General features: G+C 54.0%; 24 protein-coding genes. 12 read left to right on the top strand and 12 right to left on the bottom strand.

The window, feature by feature from the left end; translation table 11 throughout:
* Positions 1–38: 38 nt before the first annotated feature.
* The gene (locus tag FHI25_RS06605; protein ID WP_210516144.1) at positions 39–995 is read right to left on the bottom strand and encodes an NAD(P)-dependent oxidoreductase; all 957 of its coding nucleotides are present in this window, start codon (positions 993–995) and stop codon (positions 39–41) included.
* A gap of 163 nt (positions 996–1,158) precedes the next feature.
* Here FHI25_RS06605 and FHI25_RS06600 point away from each other — a divergent pair, with 163 nt between their 5' ends.
* From FHI25_RS06600 to FHI25_RS06590, 3 genes are all read left to right on the top strand, one after another.
* Positions 1,159–1,947, top strand: coding sequence for a class II aldolase/adducin family protein (locus FHI25_RS06600; RefSeq protein ID WP_246878919.1), 789 nt, complete (start codon positions 1,159–1,161; stop codon positions 1,945–1,947).
* 612 nt (positions 1,948–2,559) lie between these two features.
* Positions 2,560–2,778 carry a hypothetical protein gene (locus FHI25_RS06595; protein WP_008888946.1) on the top strand — a complete coding sequence of 73 codons (219 nt, stop codon included), beginning with the start codon at positions 2,560–2,562 and terminating at the stop codon, positions 2,776–2,778.
* A 268-nt stretch (positions 2,779–3,046) separates the two neighbouring features.
* Positions 3,047–3,952 carry a 50S ribosomal protein L11 methyltransferase gene (locus FHI25_RS06590; RefSeq protein WP_210516143.1) on the top strand — a complete coding sequence of 302 codons (906 nt, stop codon included), beginning with the start codon at positions 3,047–3,049 and terminating at the stop codon, positions 3,950–3,952.
* A gap of 80 nt (positions 3,953–4,032) precedes the next feature.
* Here the strand turns inward: FHI25_RS06590 and FHI25_RS06585 are convergent, their stop codons facing one another.
* Positions 4,033–5,007, bottom strand: a complete 975-nt coding sequence (locus tag FHI25_RS06585) for a methyltransferase domain-containing protein (RefSeq protein ID WP_064780332.1) — start codon at positions 5,005–5,007, stop codon at positions 4,033–4,035.
* A gap of 309 nt (positions 5,008–5,316) precedes the next feature.
* On the opposite strand from FHI25_RS06585, the gene FHI25_RS06580 reads away from it, so the two are divergent.
* From FHI25_RS06580 to FHI25_RS06555, 6 genes are all read left to right on the top strand, one after another.
* A complete protein-coding gene (locus FHI25_RS06580) occupies positions 5,317–5,751 on the top strand; it encodes a YeeE/YedE family protein (RefSeq protein WP_210516141.1) in 435 nt (144 codons plus the stop codon).
* The gene (locus FHI25_RS06575) at positions 5,751–6,176 is read left to right on the top strand and encodes a DUF6691 family protein (RefSeq protein ID WP_210516139.1); all 426 of its coding nucleotides are present in this window, start codon (positions 5,751–5,753) and stop codon (positions 6,174–6,176) included. The genes FHI25_RS06580 and FHI25_RS06575 overlap by 1 nt, the downstream gene beginning before the upstream one ends.
* Positions 6,177–6,386: 210 nt before the next feature.
* Positions 6,387–7,112, top strand: coding sequence for a type 1 glutamine amidotransferase (locus FHI25_RS06570; protein ID WP_210516138.1), 726 nt, complete (start codon positions 6,387–6,389; stop codon positions 7,110–7,112).
* A gap of 224 nt (positions 7,113–7,336) precedes the next feature.
* Positions 7,337–9,007 carry an adenylate/guanylate cyclase domain-containing protein gene (locus FHI25_RS06565; protein WP_064788035.1) on the top strand — a complete coding sequence of 557 codons (1,671 nt, stop codon included), beginning with the start codon at positions 7,337–7,339 and terminating at the stop codon, positions 9,005–9,007.
* 179 nt (positions 9,008–9,186) lie between these two features.
* Positions 9,187–9,684, top strand: a complete 498-nt coding sequence (locus tag FHI25_RS06560; RefSeq protein WP_040822570.1) for an Hsp20 family protein — start codon at positions 9,187–9,189, stop codon at positions 9,682–9,684.
* A gap of 16 nt (positions 9,685–9,700) precedes the next feature.
* On the top strand, positions 9,701–9,967 hold the full coding sequence (locus FHI25_RS06555; RefSeq protein ID WP_008888938.1) for a DUF1150 family protein: 267 nt from the start codon (positions 9,701–9,703) through the stop codon (positions 9,965–9,967).
* An 87-nt stretch (positions 9,968–10,054) separates the two neighbouring features.
* On the opposite strand, the gene FHI25_RS06550 is transcribed toward FHI25_RS06555, so the two are convergent.
* The 8 genes from FHI25_RS06550 to cobA all read right to left on the bottom strand — a co-directional run bounded on the left by FHI25_RS06550 (position 10,055) and on the right by cobA (position 19,543).
* Entirely contained in the window at positions 10,055–10,807 is a 753-nt protein-coding gene (locus FHI25_RS06550; protein ID WP_210516136.1) for a ribonuclease Z, read from the bottom strand.
* 214 nt (positions 10,808–11,021) lie between these two features.
* On the bottom strand, positions 11,022–12,512 hold the full coding sequence (locus FHI25_RS06545) for a PAS domain-containing methyl-accepting chemotaxis protein (RefSeq protein WP_210516134.1): 1,491 nt from the start codon (positions 12,510–12,512) through the stop codon (positions 11,022–11,024).
* 846 nt (positions 12,513–13,358) lie between these two features.
* Positions 13,359–14,849 carry a PAS domain-containing methyl-accepting chemotaxis protein gene (locus tag FHI25_RS06540; protein WP_349237974.1) on the bottom strand — a complete coding sequence of 497 codons (1,491 nt, stop codon included), beginning with the start codon at positions 14,847–14,849 and terminating at the stop codon, positions 13,359–13,361.
* A 271-nt stretch (positions 14,850–15,120) separates the two neighbouring features.
* Positions 15,121–15,585 (bottom strand): YcgN family cysteine cluster protein, encoded by a 465-nt coding sequence (locus tag FHI25_RS06535; protein ID WP_008888934.1) that lies wholly within the window; start codon positions 15,583–15,585, stop codon positions 15,121–15,123.
* Between the two features lie 88 nt (positions 15,586–15,673).
* Positions 15,674–17,017: a cobyrinate a,c-diamide synthase gene (locus tag FHI25_RS06530; protein ID WP_210516132.1), complete on the bottom strand. Its 1,344-nt coding sequence runs from the start codon at positions 17,015–17,017 to the stop codon at positions 15,674–15,676.
* A gap of 24 nt (positions 17,018–17,041) precedes the next feature.
* On the bottom strand, positions 17,042–17,656 hold the full coding sequence (locus tag FHI25_RS06525; protein WP_210516130.1) for an SCO family protein: 615 nt from the start codon (positions 17,654–17,656) through the stop codon (positions 17,042–17,044).
* A gap of 143 nt (positions 17,657–17,799) precedes the next feature.
* Complete coding sequence (locus FHI25_RS06520) at positions 17,800–18,576, bottom strand: sulfite exporter TauE/SafE family protein (protein ID WP_063086011.1); 777 nt, start codon at positions 18,574–18,576, stop codon at positions 17,800–17,802.
* Between the two features lie 103 nt (positions 18,577–18,679).
* Positions 18,680–19,543: a uroporphyrinogen-III C-methyltransferase gene (gene cobA / locus FHI25_RS06515; RefSeq protein ID WP_008888930.1), complete on the bottom strand. Its 864-nt coding sequence runs from the start codon at positions 19,541–19,543 to the stop codon at positions 18,680–18,682.
* Between the two features lie 225 nt (positions 19,544–19,768).
* Between cobA and FHI25_RS06510 the strand changes: the two genes are divergently transcribed.
* Positions 19,769–20,887: a cobalt-precorrin-5B (C(1))-methyltransferase gene (locus FHI25_RS06510; RefSeq protein ID WP_210516127.1), complete on the top strand. Its 1,119-nt coding sequence runs from the start codon at positions 19,769–19,771 to the stop codon at positions 20,885–20,887.
* Positions 20,888–20,970: 83 nt separating this feature from the next.
* Positions 20,971–21,756 (top strand): cobalt-precorrin-6A reductase, encoded by a 786-nt coding sequence (locus FHI25_RS06505; protein ID WP_210516125.1) that lies wholly within the window; start codon positions 20,971–20,973, stop codon positions 21,754–21,756.
* A 107-nt stretch (positions 21,757–21,863) separates the two neighbouring features.
* Here FHI25_RS06505 and FHI25_RS06500 read toward each other — a convergent pair whose 3' ends face one another.
* Positions 21,864–22,871, bottom strand: a complete 1,008-nt coding sequence (locus tag FHI25_RS06500; RefSeq protein ID WP_064780318.1) for a complex I NDUFA9 subunit family protein — start codon at positions 22,869–22,871, stop codon at positions 21,864–21,866.
* Positions 22,872–23,094: 223 nt separating this feature from the next.
* On the bottom strand, positions 23,095–24,000 hold the full coding sequence (locus FHI25_RS06495; protein WP_210516123.1) for an SDR family oxidoreductase: 906 nt from the start codon (positions 23,998–24,000) through the stop codon (positions 23,095–23,097).
* Positions 24,001–24,268: 268 nt separating this feature from the next.
* Between FHI25_RS06495 and FHI25_RS06490 the strand changes: the two genes are divergently transcribed.
* The gene (locus FHI25_RS06490) at positions 24,269–25,087 is read left to right on the top strand and encodes a tetratricopeptide repeat protein (protein WP_210516121.1); all 819 of its coding nucleotides are present in this window, start codon (positions 24,269–24,271) and stop codon (positions 25,085–25,087) included.
* Positions 25,088–25,156 lie beyond the last annotated feature (69 nt).

The raw sequence follows: 25,156 nt of genomic DNA, 5'->3' as shown, positions 1-25,156 counted from the left end.
AAGCGTGCAATCGGGTGCAGGTATGTTGAGCGGACCGCTCAGTAGCCCTGACCGCGGCTGACAGCAAGACTGAGCGGTTTGCCTGCATGCAGTTCACGCGCCGATTGCAGGGCTTGTTCAGCGACAATGCGCGGCGTTGTATCACTGGCGATATGCGGGGTGATGCGCAGGCGCGGATCGGCCCAGAACGGATGATCAGACGGCAACGGTTCGGTGCGAAACACATCAAGGGTCGCGCCACTGAGTTGCCCACGATCAAGAGCGGTAATAAAGTCATCCTCGTCCAGATGTTCGCCGCGTCCGATCTGAATCAGCCAGGCGCCCTTGGCCAGTTTTGAAAACAGCGCTGCATTCAGGATATTCTCGGTCTTGGCCGTCAGGGGCAGGACATTGATCACCACATCCTGACCGGCCACCGATTGCAGAACCGAGCCGTCACCGGTGAAATAGCGAACACCCTCGACGGGATCCTCTGGATCGCGGCGGCAGGCAACCGAAACACTAAACCCACAGGCAGCCAAGGCTTTGACAACAGATGCCCCCATGGAGCCATGGCCAAGCACGGCGACCTTGAGATCACGCGGTGGCCGGATCGCAGGCGGGGCCCATTCGGCGCTGGCCTGACTTTGCTGCATACTGGCAAAGCCGCGTTCAACATGAACAACTTCATGCACTGCATAGCCCGCCATCAGGTCCGCCTGATTGGGGTCGCGCACACGACAGATCGCGACGTCATCATTCAAGCCCGGATGTTTCAGCAAAGCATCCACGCCGGCCCCGACCGACATCGCCATTTCAATATTGGGATAAGGCGAAAACGCCGCCGGGCCCGGCAGCCAGCACACCGCAAAACGGATAAGATCGGGGTTGGTGACTTCATCAGGGTTAAGCAGGCGGACATCGGGCGCCGCATCGCCAAAATCAAGCGAATAATAGCTTTTGAGATCCATCGCATCGCTGAGAAGAACACCGTAAATCGGTTCCGCCACCGCCATCAGTCAAAGCCCCTTACATCATCTTCTTTTGCGCTGCTGCTCCCTGTTGGCGCAGCCAATTTACGGGCGCCTGCCCAAGAAAATTTGCGCTTTGGTTTCATCCTCAGTTAAACAAGTGTATATCAAAGAGTAAAGCCGTTTGATCAGATCAATGGAGGTCGGCATGCATATCGCGACACAGAAGGACGCCGAGACCAGCGTCATGAATGATCCACAAATCAGCGACGGCGAAAAGCAGTGCCGCATCGAACTTGCCGCCTGTTACCGGCTGGCGGCGCATTACAGAATGACCGACACGATCTATACCCACATTTCGGCCCGGGTACCGGGTGAACCGGGGCATTTTCTGATCAATCCCTATGGCCTGATGTGGGAGGAAATTACCGCCTCCTCGCTGGTGAAGATCGATGTCGACGGCAACAAGGTTGCGCACAGTCCCTATCGGGTGAACCCGGCAGGCTTCACCATCCACAGTGCCGTACATATCGGTCGCCATGATGCCGCATGGGTGATGCACACCCATACACGATCAGGGTTTGCCGTTTCCTGCCTTGAAGAAGGTCTGATGCCGCTTAATCAGATCGCCCTGCAGTATTATGGCCAGATCGGCTATCACGATTATGAGGGCATCGCGCTTGATCTTGAGGAACGCGAAAGAATCGTTGAAGCGCTTGGCGCCAACATCGCGTTGATCCTGCGCAATCATGGTCTTTTGACCGTGGGGGCAACTGCCGGGCAGATGTTTTCAAACATGTTTTATCTGAACCGGGCGTGCGAGATTCAGGAATCTACGCTGGCGATGGGAAGCCCCCTTCGGAAGATTGATGATGCGGTGATAAAACGTGTTTCCGAACAGTTCAGCCAGATGGCCTATGACGACGGTGATGTTGCCCTGGAGTGGGACGCACAAATGCGCCTTGCCGACCGTCTGGACCCCGGTTTCCGCGACTAGGACATCACACCGGAAGCGCGCATTCCGCCCCTTCGCAAGCGCGGTAAATACTTGCTGGTTTTGATATTTCTGGACCCATCACTCAACACGTCCAAATCCCCGGGCGGGAACGAGGGATATTTGTGATTAAAATTTAATCTGTTCGACCAATTGCGCAAAAGATAATCAAATCCTTCCTTGACACCCACCTGCCGACTGCTACGATTGAATTCAACAAGGTCGGGCCGGAGAATTTTCCGGTGTGTTTTGGTCGGGGTTCGGAGAAAGCCACTTTGATGGCGCACCCAATCCCAACGCATTGAAAATCATAACTTGTGCTGATGCGCGACAGTCGCGATGCGAAACGAGTTTGATGACCAAAACGGGTTAATTGCAAAAGTTGACCCTTATGACCGCCCAGCTGACAGAACGGGTCTTTGGATCGGGCCTTCTGTCATTCCGATGATGCCACCGCGTGGTGGCTTGATGCTGGGATCGCGCAAAGGTCGAGAGTGTTTCTATCAGGTTGCCCGCAGATCTTGGCGGGCATCGGGAACACGTCATGCTGCGGCATCCTTAACCGTCCCCGGCGGTGTGCCGAAGCTCCTGCTTGCCAGACAAGGAGAAGACGACATGCAAGTATCGAACACAATTGATTGCAACGGTTTGTCCCCGGCACCAACTCTTCTGCGGATCATGCAGGCGTTGGTGGGCCGTGAAGACAGCACATCCCCACTCAATGTTCTGGTCGGCGCGGACTGCAATTGTGAAAGTCTGGCAGTTTCGCTTGGCCCGCTTGCCCAAGACGTTCAGCTGGCCAGCGACGCAAAACAGTTTGCCGCCGTAAACTGAGGGGCGCTTTTGCCCTGCCCATGCCGGTGCCATTGCCGGCAATCTTCCCGTTCATGATGCCTGTATGGCGTCACGTCGCGCTCACCTGACCGCGTCAAGAATAAGATAAAACGCTGCGCATCGGCACTGGCTTGTCGATCCCGGTACCGTTTATACGGGCTTGTCGCGCCAATTCCATCCGGTTGCCTTGTCACCGGATTCTATGGCGCTTTTTGCCATGCCTGCAGGGTCCCGCGACCGGCTGATGCGCAAGAAAACAGGAAGCACTATGCTAGAAGAGAGCAGCGAGACATCCAGCCCATACGCCAGTGATCCCGAAACACCAGATTTTGCCTTTGATCCCGATGATCCCTGGACACAAACATTCCAGGACGGCCTTGCACGCGCTGATCTGAAAGGCAAAACCGTTTACGAGGTCGGTGTAGGTACTGGCATCAATGTCGCCTTTATCTTGCAAAGCTGCGGCGCCAAACGCGTTTACGGCAGCGACCTTGACCCCCGCCTTGTCGTTCTGGCAGAGCGCAACATCAAAATCCTTTCCCCCGAACATGCCAAACATTTCAAACCGGTCCATGGCAGTGTCAGCCTTGTCGATACCGATGAGGCGCGTGAAAAAATTGCCAAGACCGATGTGGTGATTGCCTGCATCCCACAGGTCGGGGAGCCCAGCGATGAACGCCTGACAGCCTTTCGCGAAGCCCAGTCCATCGAACTGGCCGAAGGGGCCGGTGACGAGGCCGAAGACCATATCGCCCATTATTATCCCTGGAGCCTGTTTGACCAATATCCCTACAACTCGGTAGGGCTTGGCCTGAACGAGGCGCTGATGCGCCGTATTCGCGAACACGCGCCAAAGGCCGAACTGGTGATGAATTTCGGTTGCCGCATTGGCACCGAGATTATTTGCGAATGCTTTGAGGCCAACGGCTACAAACCCGAAAAGATCGCATCAAAGATCGTTCTGCAACATTCCGGAACGGATATTTCGTTTTTCGTATCACTGGAAAAGGCGCTGAACGGGACCGAATATGAAAAGCAGCTTGTTTGCAAATTCTATGGCGACCCGGAAGGAAATCAGCCGCTTTCGGCCACCAAGGCCCAGGAAATGATCAATGATGATCCGAATGTGCCGCTTTATCACGAGGTGGCGGTCATTCGCGGCACACCGGCCTAAGACCTGATCAATGGCACATAAAAACACCCCGCAGCCACAGGCTACGGGGTGTTCTGCATTAAGCAGTTCGCAACGACATCTCAGTGAAGGGTTTGACCCGAGGCCTGATCGGGATCGCCCGGAATGATCAGATCGCCCGCCATTAGCGCCAATGCATCACTTGCACGCGCGACGATGACCCGACCTTCGACCGGATTACCCTTTTCCTGACGCAGAACACCCAAAGTGTCTGAAAGAACGTTAAAGCCACACTCGACCAGCCATTCGCTGATCGCGCGCTGGTGATGGCGGAAGCGTTGCCCGGGACCGAGATCGAACGGGAAGTTATCACCATGCTCGAGCGTGAATACCAGCAACCCGCCGGGCTTCATCCGATCATGGGCAGCGCGAAGGGCTGGCACCAGATCGCCAAGATAGTTCAGAACGTCCGCCGCGATGACAACGCTGTAATCCGTTCCGATGTCAGCGGGCATATCGGTGATATCGCCAGCGACAAGGGTGCGATAAAGCCCCTTGGCGCGTGCACGGTTGATCATGCGCGGCGACAGGTCGATGCCATCAATCGCATCAACATGACCAGCGAACACTTCGCCCACAAGCCCGGTACCACAGCCAAGATCAAGCACATCCATCGGGCGCAACATCTCCGGCAGGTGAGTCCGGATGGCTTCAAACAAAAGTTCCGGTCCGCGATAGGCCAGTCGATCCCGCAGGCTGATTTCAAACCGTGGGGCATAATCGTCAAACAAGGCCCGCACATAATCGGGCGGCAAGCGATCACGAAGAGCAGCCGCACCAAGCAATGTCAGGCGGACCTCTGCCCCCATGCGGTCCTTGGGATCGAGCATCAGATATTGACGGAAAGCCTCAACGGCGTTTTCGGTTTCACCAGCACGTTCATAGATGTCGCCCAGCGTAAAATGGGCTTCGTCCCAGTCACTATCAGCCGCCAATGCGGCACGCGCCACGTCAATCGCAGCGGTGTAGTCACCCTGTGATACCAGCGCCAATGCGACATCAAGACGCCGACTGGCGGACAGACGATCTTTGCTCATGCATGAAATCCGAAAAGGGGGTTTGGGCAACACGCCGAAACCACAACCAAAGATACTGCTATATCTTCCTATTTTCGGTGTTTTGCAAGATAGATAAAATATTGAAAAATCAAAACCTTATATGTTTTCGGGAATCGAAAACCAATGCAAACATGGTGTTGACCGATATTTGGGCGCTTTCGCGTGCGGCTGCATCGATTTTAGCAACGGTTTCCACAAAGAAATTTGGCACAAATTTCCACTGAACCATTGATAAAATCAATTAATTATCATACATTAATATAAATTCTGATTTTGATGGATTGAATGATGGAAAACTTCACTCCGATTTCCGCCCTGATTGGCGGTGGACTTATTGGTCTGGCCTCTGGCCTTTATCTTTTGCTCAATGGGAGAATTGCCGGGATTAGCGGCATTCTTGGCGGTCTGTTGACCCCGACCAAGGGTGGTTCTGCTGTTTTTGAACGGCTGGCCTTTATCATCGGGCTGATTGTTGGTCCGTTCATCCTGATGAACGCAACCGAGATCGAAGCCCAGAGTGTTGTGACAAGCTCATTCCCGGTCATCATCATTGCCGGTCTTCTGGTTGGTCTTGGCACTACGATTGGTAGCGGTTGCACCAGTGGTCATGGCATTTGCGGCCTGTCGCGGTTCTCGCTGCGATCGCTGGTCGCGACCCTGTCATTTATGGCAGCAGGCTTCGTCACAGTTCTTGTCACCCGCCATCTGATGGGAGGCATGTAATGCGGATAATTGTTTCCCTGATTTGCGGCACGATTTTCGGCTTTGGCCTTTACATTTCGGCCATGATCGACCCGCAAAAGGTTCTGGGCTTTCTTGATATCTGGGCGATTGCCGATGGGGGTTGGGATCCGAGCCTTGCGTTCGTCATGGGCGGTGGACTGGCGGTTGCCATTCCGATCTTCCAGTTTGCAAAGAACCGGACCGAGGCGGTCTGTGGCGGCGAGATGAGCCTGCCGAGCAACCGTGCCATCACCACCAAACTGGTTGTTGGTGGCCTGTTGTTTGGTACCGGTTGGGGACTGGTTGGGTATTGCCCGGGTCCAGCACTCAGTGCACTGGCCTTCGGCCATACAGACACAATTATTTTTGTGGTCGCGATGATTGCCGGCATGGGCGGTGCGCGTGCCATGGGTCTTAACAAGTAAACCCGGCCAAAGCCTGAACCCGATAATCTGCGGCCGGTTTGATCCCCCAGACGCTGGCCGCAGGTTTTGCAACCGCCCGTGCTTTGCGCCGGGCGGTTTCGCATTTCCGGTCAAAATTTGACTAAAATCTCGCAGCACCGGGCTTGTCTTTGGCGTTAAAATCCCATAACTCAGCAAGAGCGCCACATTGACGACCACAGAGGTTTTTGCATGAAGATCGGCATTCTTGAGACCGGATTCGCACCGGAAGAACTTCGCGACGATTTCGCCTCCTACCCTGGGATGCTCGAAAAGCTGCTCGGCGACGTTGACCCGAGTCTTGAGTTTCAAACCTGGACCGTTCTAGAAGACGTTTTTCCGGATTCAATCCGCGATGCTGATGGCTGGGTGATCATGGGATCAAAACATGGCGTTTATGAAAACTTGCCTTGGATGATCCGCCTGCAGGACTTCCTGCGCGATGCGGTTTCTGCCGGTCAGCCGGTCTTTGGTATCTGCTTTGGTCATCAGATTCTGGCAACAGCACTTGGCGGCAAGGTCATCAAATCCGACAAGGGTTGGGGTGTTGGCGTACATGAATACGCGGTTGATGCACGCAACAGCGACTGGCTGTCTGACAGCCCAGCAAATATCCGCATCAATGCTTTCCATCAGGATCAGGTGGTTGAACCACCCAAAGGTGCGACTGTCTGGGCGAGTTCCGATTTTTGCCCCTATGCCGGTTTGCAGTATGGCGATAATGCCGCCTCAATCCAGCCGCATCCGGAATTCATGAAGCCCTATGAAACCGCCCTTTTGCAGGCCCGTTATGACCTGATCCCCAATGATGTGCATGACGCTGCCATGAAGTCGCTTGAGACGCCGATCACGAGTGTTGATTTCGCGCGCTCGCTCGTTAAGTTCATGACCCGGAAGCGAATCAAGTCCGCCGCCTAAGGCCACAGATCATATCGACATCACGCACCAAATCACAGAAAGCCACCGGAAATCCTGGTGGCTTTTTTCGTGCCTGAAGATGCAAAACACTTTATCAACCAAAGGTGTTGCATGATCCTGTTCAACAATGGACGCAGCAAAATGATGTGATCGACCGCAGAATGTCGACGTTCAAGTTTGGACCACTGAGAGACCGCGCAAATGAACAATAGGCACCCGAAGCGATGATCCAGAATCTGCGGCTGTATTCCGGCCTGACCATGTTTGCCTATGTGCTGACGCATTTGCTGAACCATACGGCAGGCATCGTTTCACCGGAACTGATGGAAAAGGCCGGGGAATACACCACGGAAGTCTGGCAGTTTCCACCGCTTGAGATCCTGTTGGTGTTGTCACTGATAACGCACTTTTTGTTGGCAACCGCACGCCTGACCAGCCGCCGCACCTTGCGCCTGCGCAAATCGGAATGGGCACAGATGATCCTTGGCCTGTGCATTCCGTTCCTGCTGTTTAGACACATCATCGCGACCCGGGTTATCGATCTGGGCTTTGATGTTGATTCACCGTTTGAGCGCGTTCTTCTGGATCTGGCCGTGTTTATTCCGCATCAGGGCATCTTGCAGGCGATTACGGTGATTGTTGTCTGGGCGCATGGCTGCATCGGCATTCATTTCTGGCTGCGGGTCAAACCGTTCTATCCGAAATGGCGCAATACGCTTGGCACGCTGGCCATTCTGATCCCGACACTTTCGCTTGCCGGTTATTCGGCCGCGGCAGCCGAGGTGATCCGCCGCGCCGAGGAAGGCGGACGCAAATATGTGTTTGGCGTGATTGATGCCGCCAATGTCAATCAGGACGCCATCACCTTCTATGAAAACGCCATTTTGCCCTTCACGATCCTGAGTATCGCCCTTGCGCTGGCACCTTTTGGTGTGCGCCAGATCCGACAGACATTTGATCGGGTCAAGCGCGGCCCGATGTTGAGCCTGCCAAACGGGCGTTTCGTGCGTGTACCGCCCGGTGCCACAGCGCTTGAGGCGCTGCGCGATGCCGGTGTTCCGATGGCGTCGGTTTGTGGCGGTCACGGACGCTGCACGACATGCAGGATCCACTGCGGATCAGGCAGTGATCACCTTGCCCCTCCCGGTGATATCGAGGCCGCGGCACTCAAAAGCATTCAGGCCCCCAAGGGTATGCGCCTTGCCTGTCAGATCAGACCGCATAATGATCTGGCGGTCGCACCACTTTTGCCGCCCAACGCAACCGCGCGTGACGGCCGGCGTCCCGGCGGACTTTCTGGCAGTGAAAGACAGGTTGTTTGTATCTTTATCGACTTGCGCGATTCGACCAAGCTTGGCGAAAGCAAGATGCCCTATGACGTGCTTTTCATCCTAAACCAGTTCTTTGCCGAGATGACCGAGGCATTGCGCGGCACAGGTGGGTATTACGCCCAGTTTACCGGTGATGGTCTTATGGCGCTTTATGGCCATGAAAGTGATGATACCGAACGCACCATCCTGCAGGCCTTTGAGGGAGCCGCCGAGATGCTGCGCCGGATCGAAGGCCTTAACCTGCATCTTAAATCGGAACTTCCCCATGCGTTGCGCATTGGAATTGGCATCCATATGGGCAAGGCAATTGTTGGGGAAATGGGCCCGCCCGGCCGCGAAAACATCAGTGCAATCGGCGATACGATCAACACGACCGCCCGCCTTGAAGCCCAGACCAAGGGACACGGCGTGCCATTGGTGATTTCCAAGACGCTGTTTGATCACGGGCCGATTCCCTTGCCGGAAAACGCCGTGATGCACGAGGTTGCGCTGCGCGGCAAGGATCAGTCGGTTGCCTATTATGCGCTTGAAACCATGCCAGATCTGACACAAACCAAGAATTAGTCGATGTCTTATGTCCGTGCCGCAGGCAAGGCTTGACTATTGGCGGGAAAACCACATTTATTTGAATATATCAAACGTTCGGTGCCGAATGCCTCGGGTCGAACAATTAGATGCCCGAAACGCAGGATGCGTGGGATCTGAAAACAACCACACTCGCTCTGATGGAGGAGGTGCTGCAAATGTCACGAATTTCAATGTTCAACAGCCCGTTGCTTTTGGGTTTTGACCAGATCGAACGCGTTCTTGATCAGGTCTCGAAAACCAAGGCCGAGGGCTATCCGCCCTATAACATCGAACAGATTGGTGAAAACAAACTGCGAATCACTGTCGCAGTTGCCGGATTTGCCGAGGAAGACCTGTCGGTAACCACTGAAGACAATCAGCTGATCATTCGCGGCAAACATACCGATGATGACAGCGAACGTGTTTATATCCATCGTGGCATTGCGTCACGACAGTTCCAGCGCTCCTTCGTCCTTGCCGAAGGCATCGAAGTCGTCGGTGCGCATCTGGATAACGGTCTACTGCATGTTGACCTGAACAGACCCTTGCCGGAACCGGTCGTTCGTGAAATCGCGATTGGCTCGAACAAGAAAAAAGCTGTGCCGTCAAAAACCATCGACATGAATGTCGAGGACGAGGATAGCAATGCTGATCAAATAGACGGCAAAGCCTAACCAAGGAGTGGTTCAAATGACAAATCGAACAAATAACCACGATACCGAAAGCGATCAGCGGATCGGCCAGGATACCGGTCTTCTGTCAAATGGTGACTTCGCCCTGTTGGGTATTCATGATTTTGCCTATGTGCGTCCGGTTCCCAATACAGAGAACGACAGTGACGAACTGGTCTATGGCGTCTTTACCGCCGATGGCACCCATATCGCGTCGTTCGAAAACCATGCCGTCGCGGATGCCGCCATCCGCCAGCACGACATGGAGCCACGCGCGGTTCACTAATCAGGAAATGCATTCCTGTATGCCCGAATGCCCGGCCTCGTGCCGGGCATTTTTGTTTTGCCTTCCGTTCCGGGAACACTGGCCCGCTCAGCGGATTTCAATCACTTCGCCGGGTGCCGCAATACGGACCTGTTCATTGCCCCTGATCATCTGGGCCATTTCCGCACGGACATTGCGTTTGACGTGATAAAGCCAGAATCGCGCGCCGGGCATGTCAGAGGCCAGTTTCAAAACCGTTTCCAGATCACAGTGGGCTGCATGTTGCGGATCATGCTTGATCAGATAAGTTTCCTGAAACACCAGATCCGCGCCCGTAAACAGGGCCGCGGTTTCTGCTGTTACATTGCCATCACCCGAATAGGCAAATCCCTTGTCCGCGTAGCGCAACAGGATCGCGTGATTCTGCACGCTGTGATCGGACCTTGCGAAACGGCATTCAAACGGACCAATTGAATTTGTCTCGGCAATCGAATGCCAGATGATGGTAAACGGCCAGGCTGACCCAAGTCCGGTAAAGCCGAGCTCCATCAGTTTCTCAAGATGAGTGCGCAATTGCGGGCTGCACAAAATACGCAAAGGCTTTGAACGGCCGTCATCGCGCCAGTTCAGCATGACCGGTACAAGACCGAACACATGATCGGGATGCATGTGGGTGAAATAGATCGCATCGATCGCATCCGGATCGGGAAACTTGGCCATCAGCCGCCCGGCCGCCGTTGCCCCGCAATCGATCAAGAGGCGAAAGTCGCCCGCAGACACCACGACAGACGAATTTTCAAAGTTCGGATCGAAGGCCTCGCCCACACCAAGAACATCAATGCGCAGATGATCGCTGTTCATTTCCTTATCGCCCCGTATTTCCCCTGCAAGCCCGGAGTATATCAGCTCCAAGTGTCTCAAGCCGACATTCTTGTGACTTCCCCCTGCTTAAGGCAAGTGGTTCCCCGCAGGATACCTTGATCATCTTCAAACTGTCATATTCCATGACAAAAGGGCGGAGCCGTTTGGCTCCGCCCTTTCAATGGCAGCTTTCGATCGAAGAACTTGGCCCTGATTAGCGCGTCAGCACTTCGGCCGCTTCGCGCGTGCGCTGAACAGAGGATGCGACCGTATCGGTCGTCGTGCGAATGGCAGCAAGGTTATCTGACATGTTCTCGACAGAGTGCGCCATGTCGCGCACGCTGGTACTGACATTTTCGGTAACCGCCGTTTGCTCTGTCACCGCCGAAGAGATGTTGGTGACATCGTTACGGACAGTTTCAACCGAACCACGGATGGTCTCCAAAGCACCGGCGACCTCGGCGGAAATTTCCTGAATACCGGTAATTTCCTGGGTGATGTCTTCGGTGGCACGTGCCGCCTGATTGGCAAGGTTCTTGACCTCGTTGGCAACAACGGCAAACCCTTTGCCAGCTTCACCGGCACGGGCACTTTCAATCGTCGCGTTCAGTGCCAACAGGTTGATCTGCCCGGCAATATTGCGAATGACTTCAACGATATTGCCCATCTCGTCAACCACACCCGTCATGCGCTGGGTCATTTCGTTGGCGGTGTTGGTCTGCTCGTAGGCGCGCTCGGTTGCGCCCTGTGACTGGGCCATGCTTTGGGAAATCTCGGCAATCGAGGCGGCCATCTGCTCGGTGCTGGCCGCAACGTTGCGGGTCAGTTCCATCGTGTTGGTCGACGCATCAACGCTTTGAACCGTGCGCGTGTTGAGCTCGGTGATATTGTTGTCAATCTCGGTAAAGTTACCGTCGATCATTTTTTTAAGGTCGATCAGAAGCTTGGTTTTTTCGGTGATGTCGGTGGCAAATTTGATCACCTTGATCGGTTTGCCAACAGCATCAAGAACCGGGTTATAGGTCGCTTCGATCCAGACTTGTTTGCCATTCTTGCCCACACGGGCGAACTGACCGGCCTGGAATTTTCCCTGGTTCAGGCTTTGCCAAAAAGCCCGGTACTCTGACGAATTTCTCTGATCTTCCGGCACGAACATGCTGTGATGCTTGCCCTTGATTTCATCAAGGCTATAGCCCAGCACAGACAGGAAGTTCTCATTGGCGGTCAGAATCGTGCCATCGAGATTGAACTCGATCACCGCCTGCGAGGTGCTGATCGCATCAAACACGCTTTGCAGCAAAGCACGTTCGTTGCGACGTTCGGTAATGTCGGTCGCAAACTTCACGACTTTGGTTACATTGCCCTTCGCGTCGAGGATCGGGTTGTAAGTGGCTTCAAGCCAAATCAACGATCCGTCACGACATTTGCGCGGGAAGGCCCCGGTCAGAAACTCGCCTGATGCCAGTCTCTTCCAAAAGTTTTTGTAATCTGCCGAACTGATAAGCTCTTCGGGGACAAACAATGAGTGATGTTTGCCGATAAGATCGCTGGCCTTGTAGCCCATCGTCTTTTCGAAGTTTTCATTCAGCGAAAGGATCTTGCCTTCCGCGTTGAATTCGATGCGTGCCATTGAGCGACCGAGCGCAGCGGTGACTTGTTGTTCATTCCGCGCCTCGGACTCACCCTTAAAAAATCCAATACCCACTTTTATACCCTTTGCGTAAACGGGTTTATCCCGTCATTTCCCGTCAGCTTCGCGGGGTTATTGACCGTTTGGTCGTAATTATGAACGCGTGAACCACGCCTCTCATACACATGCATGATCGAACCTAGGCCTAAGAGCGTTCACTTCTCATGCGAGAGGATACGGTGAGATCTTCAACACAGATCATTCCCGGTTTTCAAACGGCTTGCGTTTGATGAGTCAGATGTTCGGAATTTCTTGCAGTTTTTCAAACTTTGCATCGGGTACGCCAGGCCCTCAGCCATACCGGTCGAAGTTTGAAATATTTCTGCCCTTAAGCAATTGATCCCGCTTTGAACAAATAATCAACTATACCAAACATATACTTTTGATTAGCGCAAGTGAATTTGCTTGGCTACACAGAAAAAGTCAGTTCGTGAGAAACAATATTTACTTTTATTAGTTATATTACAGATTCTTAGAAAGCTTCTTGGCGACGACAAAAATATTCTGCCGTATTTCAAAAAGATTTATCTCACATACAAGAGGATGCTTGGACCCTAGCTTGCAACCCTTTTGCATAGCTCTCGGAAAGTAATGCAATGCGTGTAGCTATTGCACCACATCGAAGAAGTTACCCAAGTGCGGACAGGAGCTTGTGAGCTCAACCAGATAATCATCCGTTCCGTTGAACGTGCGTCGATGTTCTTAGGCAACAGCGTGTTTGTACAATCAGACCCGCTCGAAACCTGGTAAACCTTCTGCACCAAGACAAGGCATGAGTCCGCATTTTGATGTCACAAACAAATGGGCCAAAGCCTTTCAGCTTTGGCCCATTTATATAGATGCACATGAGTTTGAATAATTTTAGCGGGCAAGAACTTCTGCTGCACGTTCAGTGCGATCAACCGAGTCTCCAACCAGAGTGGATATCTGATTGATTTCATCAAGATCTGATGAGAGCTGTTCTACCGCCAGAGCCATACTTTGCATGTTCTGCGATACGTCACCGGTTACCGAAGTTTGTTCCTCAACCGCAGACGCGATATTGGTCACGCTGTCACGAGCGGTTTCAATTGAACCACTTATGGCCTGAAGCACGTTGACGACCTCGTTAGATATGTTCTGGATTCCTGAAATCTCTTCAGAAATCTGGTCAGTCGCTTTGGCAGCCTGATTGGCGAGATTTTTTACCTCGTTTGCCACCACGGCAAAACCCTTGCCAGCTTCACCTGCGCGAGCACTTTCGATCGTAGCATTCAACGCCAGCAAGTTAATCTGGCCGGCAATGCCTTGAATAACCTCTACGATACTGCCCATAGACGCGACAACTTCTGACATTTTTTGTGTCGAACTGTTGGCGGCCTGTGTCTGTTCAAAAGCGCGTTCCGTCTCGTCGCGAGATTTATTCATGCTGCGCGCTATTTCCGAAATTGAAGCTGCCAGCTCTTCAGCACTTGCCGCAACTGTCTGGACGGTTGCCGAAGTCTCCTCAGCTGAGGAGGCACCACTTTGGGCCGCTTGCTCAAGCTTCTGGATATTCTGGTTAATCTCGGAAAAATTGGTATCGATCATCTTCTTGAGATCAATCAGCAGGGAGACCTGCTCTGTAACGTCTGTTGCGAACTTGATAACCTTGAAGGGCTTGCCGTCCTGGTCGAATACCGGGTTGTAAGATGCTTCGATCCAGACTTCCTTTCCAGATTTGGCAATACGCTTGAACTGTGCAGCCTGATACTCGCCTTCACCAAGGTTTTTCCAAAATTCGGCGTATTCCGGGCTTTTGCTGTACGCGTCTTCAACAAATATACGGTGTTTTTTTCCAACAATTTCCTTGAGCTCATAGCCCATTACTTTGAGGAAATTTGCGTTCGCTGTCAGAACCGTACCATCAAGATCAAACTCGATCACAGCCTGCGAGCGATCAATCGCCTGCAAAACACTATCCTTTACAGCCGCTTCCTTGCGTCTTGCGGTGATGTCGGCAGCGAATTTAACAACCTTGATCAGTTTGCCGCGTTCATTAAAAACTGGATTATACGTTGCTTCCAGCCACACTTTTTCACCGCCCTTGCGCACACGCTGAAAGGCACCCGAAGCAAACTCCCCCGATCGCAGTTTTTTCCAGAATTCGGCATAGGATGCGTTTTTGGCGATTTCGCTGGGCACAAAAATCGAATGATGCTTGCCTTTAATATCGGAGAGCGAATAGCCCATGACAGCCAAGAAGTTCTCGTTGGCAAGCAAGATGTTACCGTCAACGTCAAATTCGATGCGCGCCATTGACTTGCCGAGCGCTGCCGTAACCTGCTTTTCAGCGCGCGCGTCAGCGTCCCCTTGCAAAAATTGAAATCCCACCTCAATACCCTCACAGCTAGCTAACTATACCTTTGGAGACAAACGTGAAGTATATATTAGCCATACAGCTAGTATTTCAACCATGGGATAGGATAATTTTTGCTCAAATGATTATCAAAGTGTCTATTGCAACTTTTGGCTTGTGGATCTGTGGAGAGAAGGCACCCTCAGTCTATTTCGGACTGACATGCGAAAACCCGCCATCAAATTTGCGAAACTTGAGGACATTCGAATCAGACACCGTCATATCCGACTCCAACTATTCGTAAATTCAGGCAGGCCACTTCACGATATAGCGTGTCAGATCAGGATGGGCTTCGTCTTCGGGGATGGCCATGCCGCGCACGGACATGCCTGCCATAATGGCCGAGTCTGCGACACCTGTCTTAAGCGGATGCCAGTCGGGTAGTGGTTTTCCCTCTGCCATAAGGCGATAGGCACAGGTGGATGGCATCCAGGACAGGGTTTCGACATTTTCCTTGGAGAGCTGCACACAATCGGGAACATGCTGGGTCCGATTGGGATAATCCTTGCAGCGACAGGTATGACAATCGAGCAAACGACACGCGACCGAGGTGTAATAGACAAAATCGTCTTCTTCGTCCTGCAGCTTGTGCAGGCAACATTTTCCACACCCATCACAAAGGGATTCCCATTCCGCTTGCGTCATTTCAGCAAGAGTCTTGGTTTCCCAGAACGGTTCAGGTGGCAATGCGACGCGGTCTTTTTTGTCCATGATCTCTCTCAGTCGGGCCGTCATTGAGACATAACACAGTCTAACCCGCGCGTAATCCCCGTCACATTCAAGTCTGACAACGGATTGATCAACTCTCTGCGATCATGTGGAAGAAGGACCCAAAAACACTCCCACCCACCAGGCCAGCAGGGCCCAGATCAAGACCCGTCGCCGTTTTCATCCGGCATAACGGCATACCGTCTTCGGATAACGTTGTCGCATAATGGAACTCATGACCACGCAGCTTCATGCCTGCCGGACCAAACGGGGTCGGAATGCCCAACTGTGCCTCGCGGTAGCCAAGATGCAGCCTGCGGCTGGCAAAGCTGGTTTCAAGCGGCAACAGACCAAGCATTTCGTGGCGCGTACCACTATCATCAACAAGGCCGTTGCCAAGGGTCATGTACCCGCCGCATTCGCCGTAAATCAAGATGTTTCGTTGGGCAGCGTCGTGCATGCCGGCCCTGAAAACCTTGGCTTCGGCAAGGGTTTTGGCATGAAGTTCCGGATAGCCGCCGGGCAGATAGATGGCATCACAATCCGGGTTCGGGGCCTCGTTCGCCAGTGGCGAGAAAAAGGAAATTTTCGTCCCCGCTGCACGCCAGCCAAACAGAAGATGGGGGTAGCTAAACGCAAAGGCCGCATCACGCGCCACCGCAACATGACGGCCAAGAGGGGCAATGACGGGTGCGGTCGAGGTAACCTTTGCAGATTTTTTGGTTTTCTTGGCCTTGCCGGCGTTTTGACTCACCAGTGCGATCAAGGCATCCAGATCGACATCTTCACTGATGATATCGGCGGCACGATCGAGAAAGGTATCAAGCTCGGTATGTTCGCCCGCCTGCACCAGACCAAGATGCCGTTCAGGCAGGATCAGGTCTTCGCTACGCCGGACCGCGCCAAGAGCCGGCAGATCTGGCAGATGTTTGGCACAGGCATCAACAATCATCTGCTTGTGGCGGTCACTGCCCACCCGATTAAGGATCACGCCGGCAACATTGATGTCATCACGAAACTTGGCAAAGCCGGAAATTACTGCCGCTGCAGAAGCCGACTGGCCTTTCACATCGACCACAAGAACAATCGGCCACCCGGCAAGGGTGGCAAGATCGGCGGTCGATCCATCGCCATTGGCAGCACCATCGAACAAGCCCATCACGCCTTCACACATCAAAAAGGCTTTGCCCTCCGTGTGATCGCGGGCCAAACCGTTGATCTGGTCTGGCGTCATTGCCCATGGATCAAGATTGATGCAGGTATCGCGGCACGCAGCTGCCTGAAAGGCCGGGTCGATGTAGTCCGGCCCGGTTTTGGCCGCAGAAATTTTATGGCCCTTGCGGGTCAGCGCGCGCAGAAGCGCCAAGGTAATGACGGTCTTGCCACTGTTTGACGCGGGGGCCGCAATCACGATCCCGGGAATGGTGTCAGGCATTTGGGCTATTCTCCCGGCCGGTTATCAACCATTCTTTTTAATTGCCTCGGTCACGCCTTTGGCCATGTCTTCGGGGCTGGTGCCGTAATTGAAATGACGTACGAATTTTCCTTCACGATCCATCAGATACACGAAGGACGAATGGTCCATCAGATAAGTATCGGTATCTTCAGGCTCACCTTCCGGGATCGCTTTTGCGTAGTAAACACGAAACGCCTTGGCAGCCGCCGTCGTCTGTTCAACGGTGCCGGTCAATCCAACCATCCGATCATGGAAGTAGGGAACATATTCGGCAACCGCTTCGACTGTATCGCGTTCCGGGTCGACCGTGAAAAAGACGGGTGTGATTTCATCTGCAATGTCCTGGGGCATCATATCAAGCGCAGTTCCCATGACCTGTAATTCGGTCGGGCAGACATCCGGGCAGAAGGTATAGCCGAAATAGGTCAGCATGTATTTGCCCTTGAAGTCATCCTGAGTGACAGTTTCGCCATCCTGATTGACAAGCTCGAACGGCCCACCGATGGAAGCTGCGCCAGATGAATTGGTTTCAGTCCCCATCATCATCAGGCGATAGGTCAAACCGATCCCGAGAACCAGCGCAATACCCAGAATTGCCAGAAGCGTCTTTTTGCTCACGCGTCCATCCTTATGTCTTTGCCGGTTACGGACAACCGATCCTTGTGCGTCACAACCTGACCCGGCACTATAAATATCCCGGCGATACTTGCAAGTTCAGCACCTGTGGGAAAGCTCACACTTGATCACGCTGCCCGACCCCATCAGCCCAATGTCGTTGCCGCCAAGGCAAACAGGATCAGGCCATTGATAATCATAAGCCCGCGCCCGACCGGCACCATCAGGGCCCGGAAACGCTGTGCGGCATACTGGCCGACAAAGCCTGTGACAAACAACATCGGCACCGTGCCAAGACCAAACACCAGCATCACCGCCCCACCATTAAGCGCCGCACCGGTTGCGGCCGCCATCACAAGCGCGCCATAGACCAGACCACAGGGGATAAAGCCCAGCATCACGCCCAGCAAATATCCCCGCCAGCCATAGGGGGCCTGGAAAAGCCCACGCGCACGATTGCCAACCAGCTTGTTCCACCAGCGTGATTCGCCGGTCGATGGCAACAAACCGCCAAGATGGGGCATCAGGCCCAAAATACCGAAAAGAAGGAAAAACACACCGGCCGCAATCAGCAAGACCGGCCCGATCCACCAGACACGGGTGAGCGCACTGATGCTGTCGGTGAAATAGCCAGCCAGCACGCCCAGCAAGCAATATGTCGACAAACGCCCGAACTGATAGGGCAGGAGTGCGGCACCGGTGAGACGGCGAAACTCGCTCATTTTCTCGACCGGGAGCTGTTCCATCCGGCTGGTGACCTGACTGATCACGAACGGGCCGCACATGCCGACACAGTGGGTCGCACTGCCCACCAGTCCCGCCACCAACGCAGTCAGAAGCACCCCGCCATCCGTGCGCACGATATCGGCACATTGCGCCCAACCGCTTTCAAGGATGCGTATCAATACCTGCTGTTCGTCCATGATCCATCCGGGTCAAAACATATGCGCGCGATTGTACAGTCGCGCGTCCCACCGGCAACGATATATATCAATCTGTTGGACCTTATCCTGACAGGACCGAAGTTCAGTTTTTGAGGGGATCTGCCGGTGCGGTGATCAGATCAAGCACCTGTTCGAACGGCACATGACGCACCGCGGTCACATCGTCCTGTGGGGACAGCCAGTTCAGACGATCGCGCAGGCCAACAACCTTGCCCAGAATGCACACCGCAGGCGGCTCAACACCTTCGCGTTCGACGTCATCAGCCGCCTTTTCGAGGGTGGTGATCAGAATACCCTGTCCCGGTGTGGTCGCCTGACTGATCACGGCAAGCGGTTCATCCGCAGCCCGGCCATTTGCCATCAGTTCCGACGAAATCCGGCGCAGATGTTTCATGGCCATATACATGACAAGGACCGGCGCACCTTTGGCGAGTGCTGCCCAGTTGATGTTGTCTGGCACTTCGCCACTGGATCCGTGGCCGGTGACAAAGGTGACCGACGAATTGCAGTCGCGGTGCGTGGTCGGAATACCGGCATAGGCCGCACCGGCAATCCCGGCGGTAATGCCCGGCACCACCCGGAACGGCACATTGTGATCGACAAGGGTCATGCCTTCTTCGCCGCCGCGCCCGAACACGAACGGATCACCGCCCTTAAGGCGCAAAACACGCAAGCCCTGTTTGGCCAGTTCAACCAGTTGCAGGGAAATATCGGTTTGTTTGGAGGATGGACGGCCACCGCGCTTGCCCGCATAGATGCGTTTGGCATCGGGACGCAAAAGGTTCAAAATCCGTTCATCGACCAGTGCATCAAAGACAACAACATCGGCCTGTTGCATGGCGTTGACGGCATGCAGCGTCAGAAGACCGGGATCACCAGGTCCCGCCCCAACAAGCCATACCCAACCCGGTTCAAAAACCGGAAAATCAACACCAAGGTTCGTCATCGCGCGATACTTCTACTTAAATGAAATGCAGCCATCTGTGCAGGACCGCATCAAGAGGATATGTTAAACAGCAATCAAACGATACGCACAACATATTTCCGATATTTTTTCGTATAACTTTTTAAATCACATAAATATTGATGTTTAATTGAATTTCCCAATCGGATCTCATCCCCGCCCTCAATAGCGAAAACACCGACAGGATTAACAGGAAAAAACCGACTGATGGCAAGAAAACCGGAAGGACCACTGCGCAAGGGATGGACGACGGGGGCCTGCGCCACCGCCGCAACCCGTGCCGCGTGGCAGGCATTGCTGTCCGGCGACTTTCCCGATCCGGTCACCATTACCCTGCCTGGCGGAGAAACGCCGTCCTTCGAGTTGATCAAGGCTGAAAAGGGCGATGGCTGGGCGCGCGCCAGCGTGATCAAGGATGCCGGGGATGATCCCGATGTCACCCATGGGGCAGAAATCATATCGACGGTGCGCGTCGGCAAACCAGGAAGCGGCATCACATTCCATGCCGGTGACGGGATTGGCACGATTACAAAGCCAGGCCTGCCATTGCCGCCCGGTGAACCCGCGATCAATCCCAAACCGCGCGAAATGATGATCGGACAGATCGAAGCACTTCGTGACCAGTATGGCGCAAGCCCCGATGTCGAGATCGAGATTTCCATTCCCGGCGGTGCCGAGATCGCCACCAAGACATGGAATGGGCGATTGGGCATTGTCGGCGGTTTGTCGGTTCTGGGCACGACGGGGATTGTCATCCCGTTTAGCTGTTCGGCGTGGATCCATTCGATCCATCGCGGGATTGACGTCGCGCGTGCGACCGGGCGTGAACATGTTGCCAGCGCAACCGGCAAAACGTCCGAGGCGGCCATTCGCGCATTCTATGGCCTGCCCGAAGAAGCCATTCTTGATATGGGCGACTTTGTTGGCGGGATGCTGAAGTATCTTCGCAAGAACCCGATTGCCTTTGTCAGCATCGCCGGTGGCTTTGCCAAACTGGTCAAACTTGCCCAGGGGCATCTCGATTTGCATTCAAGCCGATCACAGGTCGATTTTGATCGACTGGCAGGAACGATTGCAGCGTGTGGCGGGGATGAAACGCTGCAAAACCAGTGTCGCACGGCCAATACCGCCAAACAGGTTCTGGAACTTTGTCAGGCAGCGGACGTTAAGATTGAAGATGCGATTGCCCGTCAGGCCTGCGAATCCGCGCGCGCGACATTGGACGGCGCATCGGCCGTTGAAGTCATTATTACCGACCGCAACGGCACCATCATTGCCCGCCACGGGATTGGCGAATTTGATCAATTCCGACCGGTGGCATCGTAAGCAGCAGTTCGTTAATCTGTTCCCGTGTCTGCACAACAATCAGGCCACCCAAGGTCATAAAGCAACAACAAGGTTCTTTGCCCATGTCCCTCTCCCGCCCTGCCGAACGTCCAAAACGCATTCTTATTTTTGGCGGGACCGGAGACGCAAATCGCATTGCAGAGGACCTGATGCATGAATTTGGCCGGGATGTTCGTTTGCAACTCTCGCTCGCCGGGCGCACCAGCGCGCCGAGCCTTCCCGATGGCGTTCCCGTTCGTATCGGCGGTTTTGGCGGGCCAGAAGGCATCATCACCCATCTCAAAAACGAACAGATTGATCTGGTGATTGATGCGACCCACCCCTATGCCACCGAGATTTCACACAATATCGCCAAGGCCTGCCATGCCGTGGCAATGCCTTGCATTCAGTATCACCGTCCGGCCTGGGAACAGACCGAAGATGACAACTGGATCATGGTAAAATCGATTGAGGAAGCGGCCAAAATCCTGCCTGACGTTGGCAATCGCGCGCTAATCGCGAGCGGGGCAAAGAACCTTCATGCCTTTGAGGGGCTTGAAAAAACATGGTTGCTTGTTCGCACTGTTGATGCCCCGCGTGATCCGTTTGATCTGGAATTTGGCGAATGGCTTTTTGCGCGCGGCCCGTTCAGTGTTGAAAGCGAGACCGAGCTTCTTGAACGCAACGAAATCGATGTGGTCGTCAGCAAAAATAGCGGCGGTGATGCGACCTTTGCCAAGATCAAAGCCGCGCGGAACCTTGGCATTCCGGTGATCATGATTGAACGTCCTGGTGGAGAGCCGGTCATTCAGGCCCCGTCGCGTTCTGAAATCATCGATACCGTTCGTGAGACCCTTAAGAAGGTCTGATGGTCCTGTGCAACGCAGCTTGTGTCCTTGGCACCTTCGAGGCAATAAAAAACCCCGCCAACGGTTTGGCGGGGTTTTCTTTTTGATCGTCTGATCAGCCGTGCGTCTTAGACGAAACGGCGGAACTCACCGGATTTACGCGGCGGGCAGAACCGTTTGAGGTATGACGGCGCAATTGCCTCGAGGCTGTTGGGTGTAATGCCAAGTTCGGCAAAACCATCCGCACCTTCGGAAACGACGTTATCGGTCTTGAGCAACCGAACCTGATCCGGGGTCAGAGGCGGAACCGGCAGGAACTGCAGGAAGAATGCCTTGATCGAGGCCAGCCAGAACGGAACTGGCATCAGAATGGCGCGCTGACGGGTAATGCGCAGCATGTCCTGCAAAAGCGCCATGAAGGAATAGGTTTCCGGTCCACCAAGCTCATAGGTCTTGCCAGCAGATTTGCCTTCGGTGAGTGCGGTGACAAAGGCATCAGCAACATCGCCAACATAGACCGGCTGGAATTTCGGGCCGCCTTCGCCGTGCAGATCAACCTTGCCTTCGCCCAGATCAACTTTCGGAAGGCCCGGTGCGCCAACAACCGGCAACATCGGCGAGAAACGCGCCATGGTGGCAAACTTGTTCAGGAAATTGTCGTTCGGGCCAAAGATCACCGACGGGCGGAAGATCACTGCATCCGGGAACACTTCGCGCACGGCTTTTTCACCGGCCAGCTTTGACGTCGCATAGTTGGCAGAGGTGTTTTTATCCACACCCAGTGCCGACATATGCAAAAGCGTCTTTACACCGGCTGCCTTGGCTTCCTCGGCAATGCGTTTGGCCGCCTTGACGTGGATATTGAGGAAATTCTTGCTGCCGCGTTCATAGAGAATGCCTAGCAGGTTGATCACCGCTTCGGAACCCTCAAGCGCGCCCTTGATGCTGTCTTCGTCGCGCACATCGCAATGGACCGGAACGACCTGCCCCAGATTGCCCATCGGTTTTAGTTTTTTGACGCGCTCAAAGCTTCTGGTTGGGACGCGAACGATAAAATCACGCTCCAGCAGACGCTTGACGATATGACGTCCGACAAATCCGGTGCCGCCAAAAACGGTTACGATACGACGATCCATGCTTGCTCTCTCCTTGCCGGTCGGGACGATGCGGACGATGCCCACATGATATGCCCGTGCTCGGTGGCCTTGGGGTCCGGAACGCCAAAACGATCCGGTCCGAAACTGATCCTGTGGAAAATCATATGGTGCCTGAACATACGGTGTCCAAACAGACGACAATATGATTTTCCGCAGGCTCTTGGGTTATATACGACCCGCAATTGTGGTCAACAATGCGGTTTTATGAAACGTTTTCGTCTCTGCCCTGCAATTTGGCCAGTATTTCATCATGCAGGGCCAGCAAACCGGCCCGATAATCCGGATAGTGCAGCTTAACACCCAATTCCTGTTTGATCCGCGCATTTGAAACCCGTTTGTTGTCCTCATAGAAACTGGCGGCCATCGGGCTCAGCTTGGCGGTGGCAAAATCCTGTTCAGGTGGCGGATCGATACCAAGCAAACCGCAGGCATGCGCAATCACATCCTGGGGCGGGGCCGCATCATCATCACAGACATTATAGGCCGCCCCGGAATTGGGCTGCTTGATGGATGCCAGAACCGTCTGGGCGATGTCATCAACATGGATGCGCGAAAAGACCTGACCAGGTTTGACGATCCGACGCGCACGACCTGACCGAACGGTTTCAAGCGCATTGCGACCGGGGCCATAGATGCCCGCCAGTCGGAAGCTTTGCACACACAGATCATGACGACGGCCAAGATCAAACCATGCCTTTTCCGCAGCCACACGCCTGCGACCGCGTTTGCCACTTGGCAAAAGATCATCATCCTCGGTAACTTCGGCGCCATCCCGATCACCGTAAACCCCCGTGGTCGACAAATAGCCAATCCATGTGCCCGCGGGCAGTGCCGCAAGATCACTGCCATGATGATGGATGACCGGATCGCCCATCCCGCCGGGCGGGGCCGATGAAAGGACATGCGTCACGCCTTCAAGCGCGCTGGCGATATCGGCAATCGGTTGATCATCGGAAAAAATGAAGGGCTCGATGCCTTCAGACTTCAGCTGTTCGGCCTTGTCCGCGCTTCGCGTGGTTCCGGCAATTTTCCAACCTTCTGCCTTAAGATCGCGGGCAACAAGGCGGGCAGAAAACCCCAATCCGAAACAGAACAGCTTATTGGTCATCAAGGCACCTTTTGTGACGGCAAATTCGTGTGAAGGGCACAGTAACGGCCTTGCCACACACAAACAAAGTCTTTTGGCAAAACCTTTTGGACCATGATTTGTTCCCGCAACCTGTGGCTTTCGGGAACAACAATCATCTTGTTGCCGTTTTCATGGTGTGAGACTTCACGAATGTGCGTTTACAGATATGCGCATTCAGCCATGGTGGATCGATCATGTGATCTTCTATGGTGACTGCCATAAATTTTGCCAAAGACGGAGCTTTTTCATGTCACGACTTTTCGCGACCTCGTTCCTAGCGCGCGCCACAGGCTTGCTGTGTCTGGCGGGGTTTGTCGGCATCTATGGCGCAGGATTGCCTTCCGCCAAGGCCCAGACCGAAAGCAACGGTGGCATGACACAGGAAGAAAGCCAGCAATATCGTGACTGCATCAAGCTGGCCCAACTCAAACCCGAAGACGGATTTGAAAGCGCGATTGCCTGGCGCGACCTGGGTGGCGGGGAACCGGCCCGCCATTGTGTTGCCGTGGCACTGATATCGCTTGGCAAATATGAAGAAGCCGCCACCCGTCTTGACGCACTTGCCAAGGACAGTACGGCCGGGCCCGGTGTGGTTGCCGGGATGCTGGCCCAGGCCGGTCAGGCCTGGATGATGGCCGATAACCTTGAATTCGCCTGGCGCGATCAAAGCCGCGCGCTTGAACTGGTGCCCAACAACCCGCAGCTTTGGGTCGATCGTGCCATGGCACTTGGCCTTGCCGGGCAGTATTGGGAGGCGATTGATGACCTCAATGCCGCACTTGATCTTCAACCTGATCATACCGAGGCCCTGATTTACCGGGCATCGGCCTGGCGGCTACTAGAAAGTTACGATCTGGCAATGACTGATATCAAACAAGTTCTGAACCGGGAACCCCGGAATGTTCAGGCGCTTTTCGAACGCGGCAAGCTCCATCAGATTGCCGGTGATACCGATCTTGCACGGCAGGACTGGTTAACTGTCATAGAACTTTCAAATGGAACCCCTGTTGCTGACGCGGCAAAAGCGAATATAGAGAAGATGGATGTTCGCACCGAATCGAACTGACGGGGACCGTCAGTTTAGAAAACAGGTTCACGGTGACCGATTTCCTTGTATATGACCGGTAGAACCATT

Origin of the sequence: Thalassospira sp. ER-Se-21-Dark (assembly GCF_017922435.1) — a bacterium.
In the GTDB taxonomy this organism is placed as follows: Bacteria; Pseudomonadota; Alphaproteobacteria; order Rhodospirillales; family Thalassospiraceae; genus Thalassospira.
The sequence above is the reverse complement of the archived record's forward strand: the minus strand, read 5'-3'. Positions and strand labels throughout refer to the sequence as shown.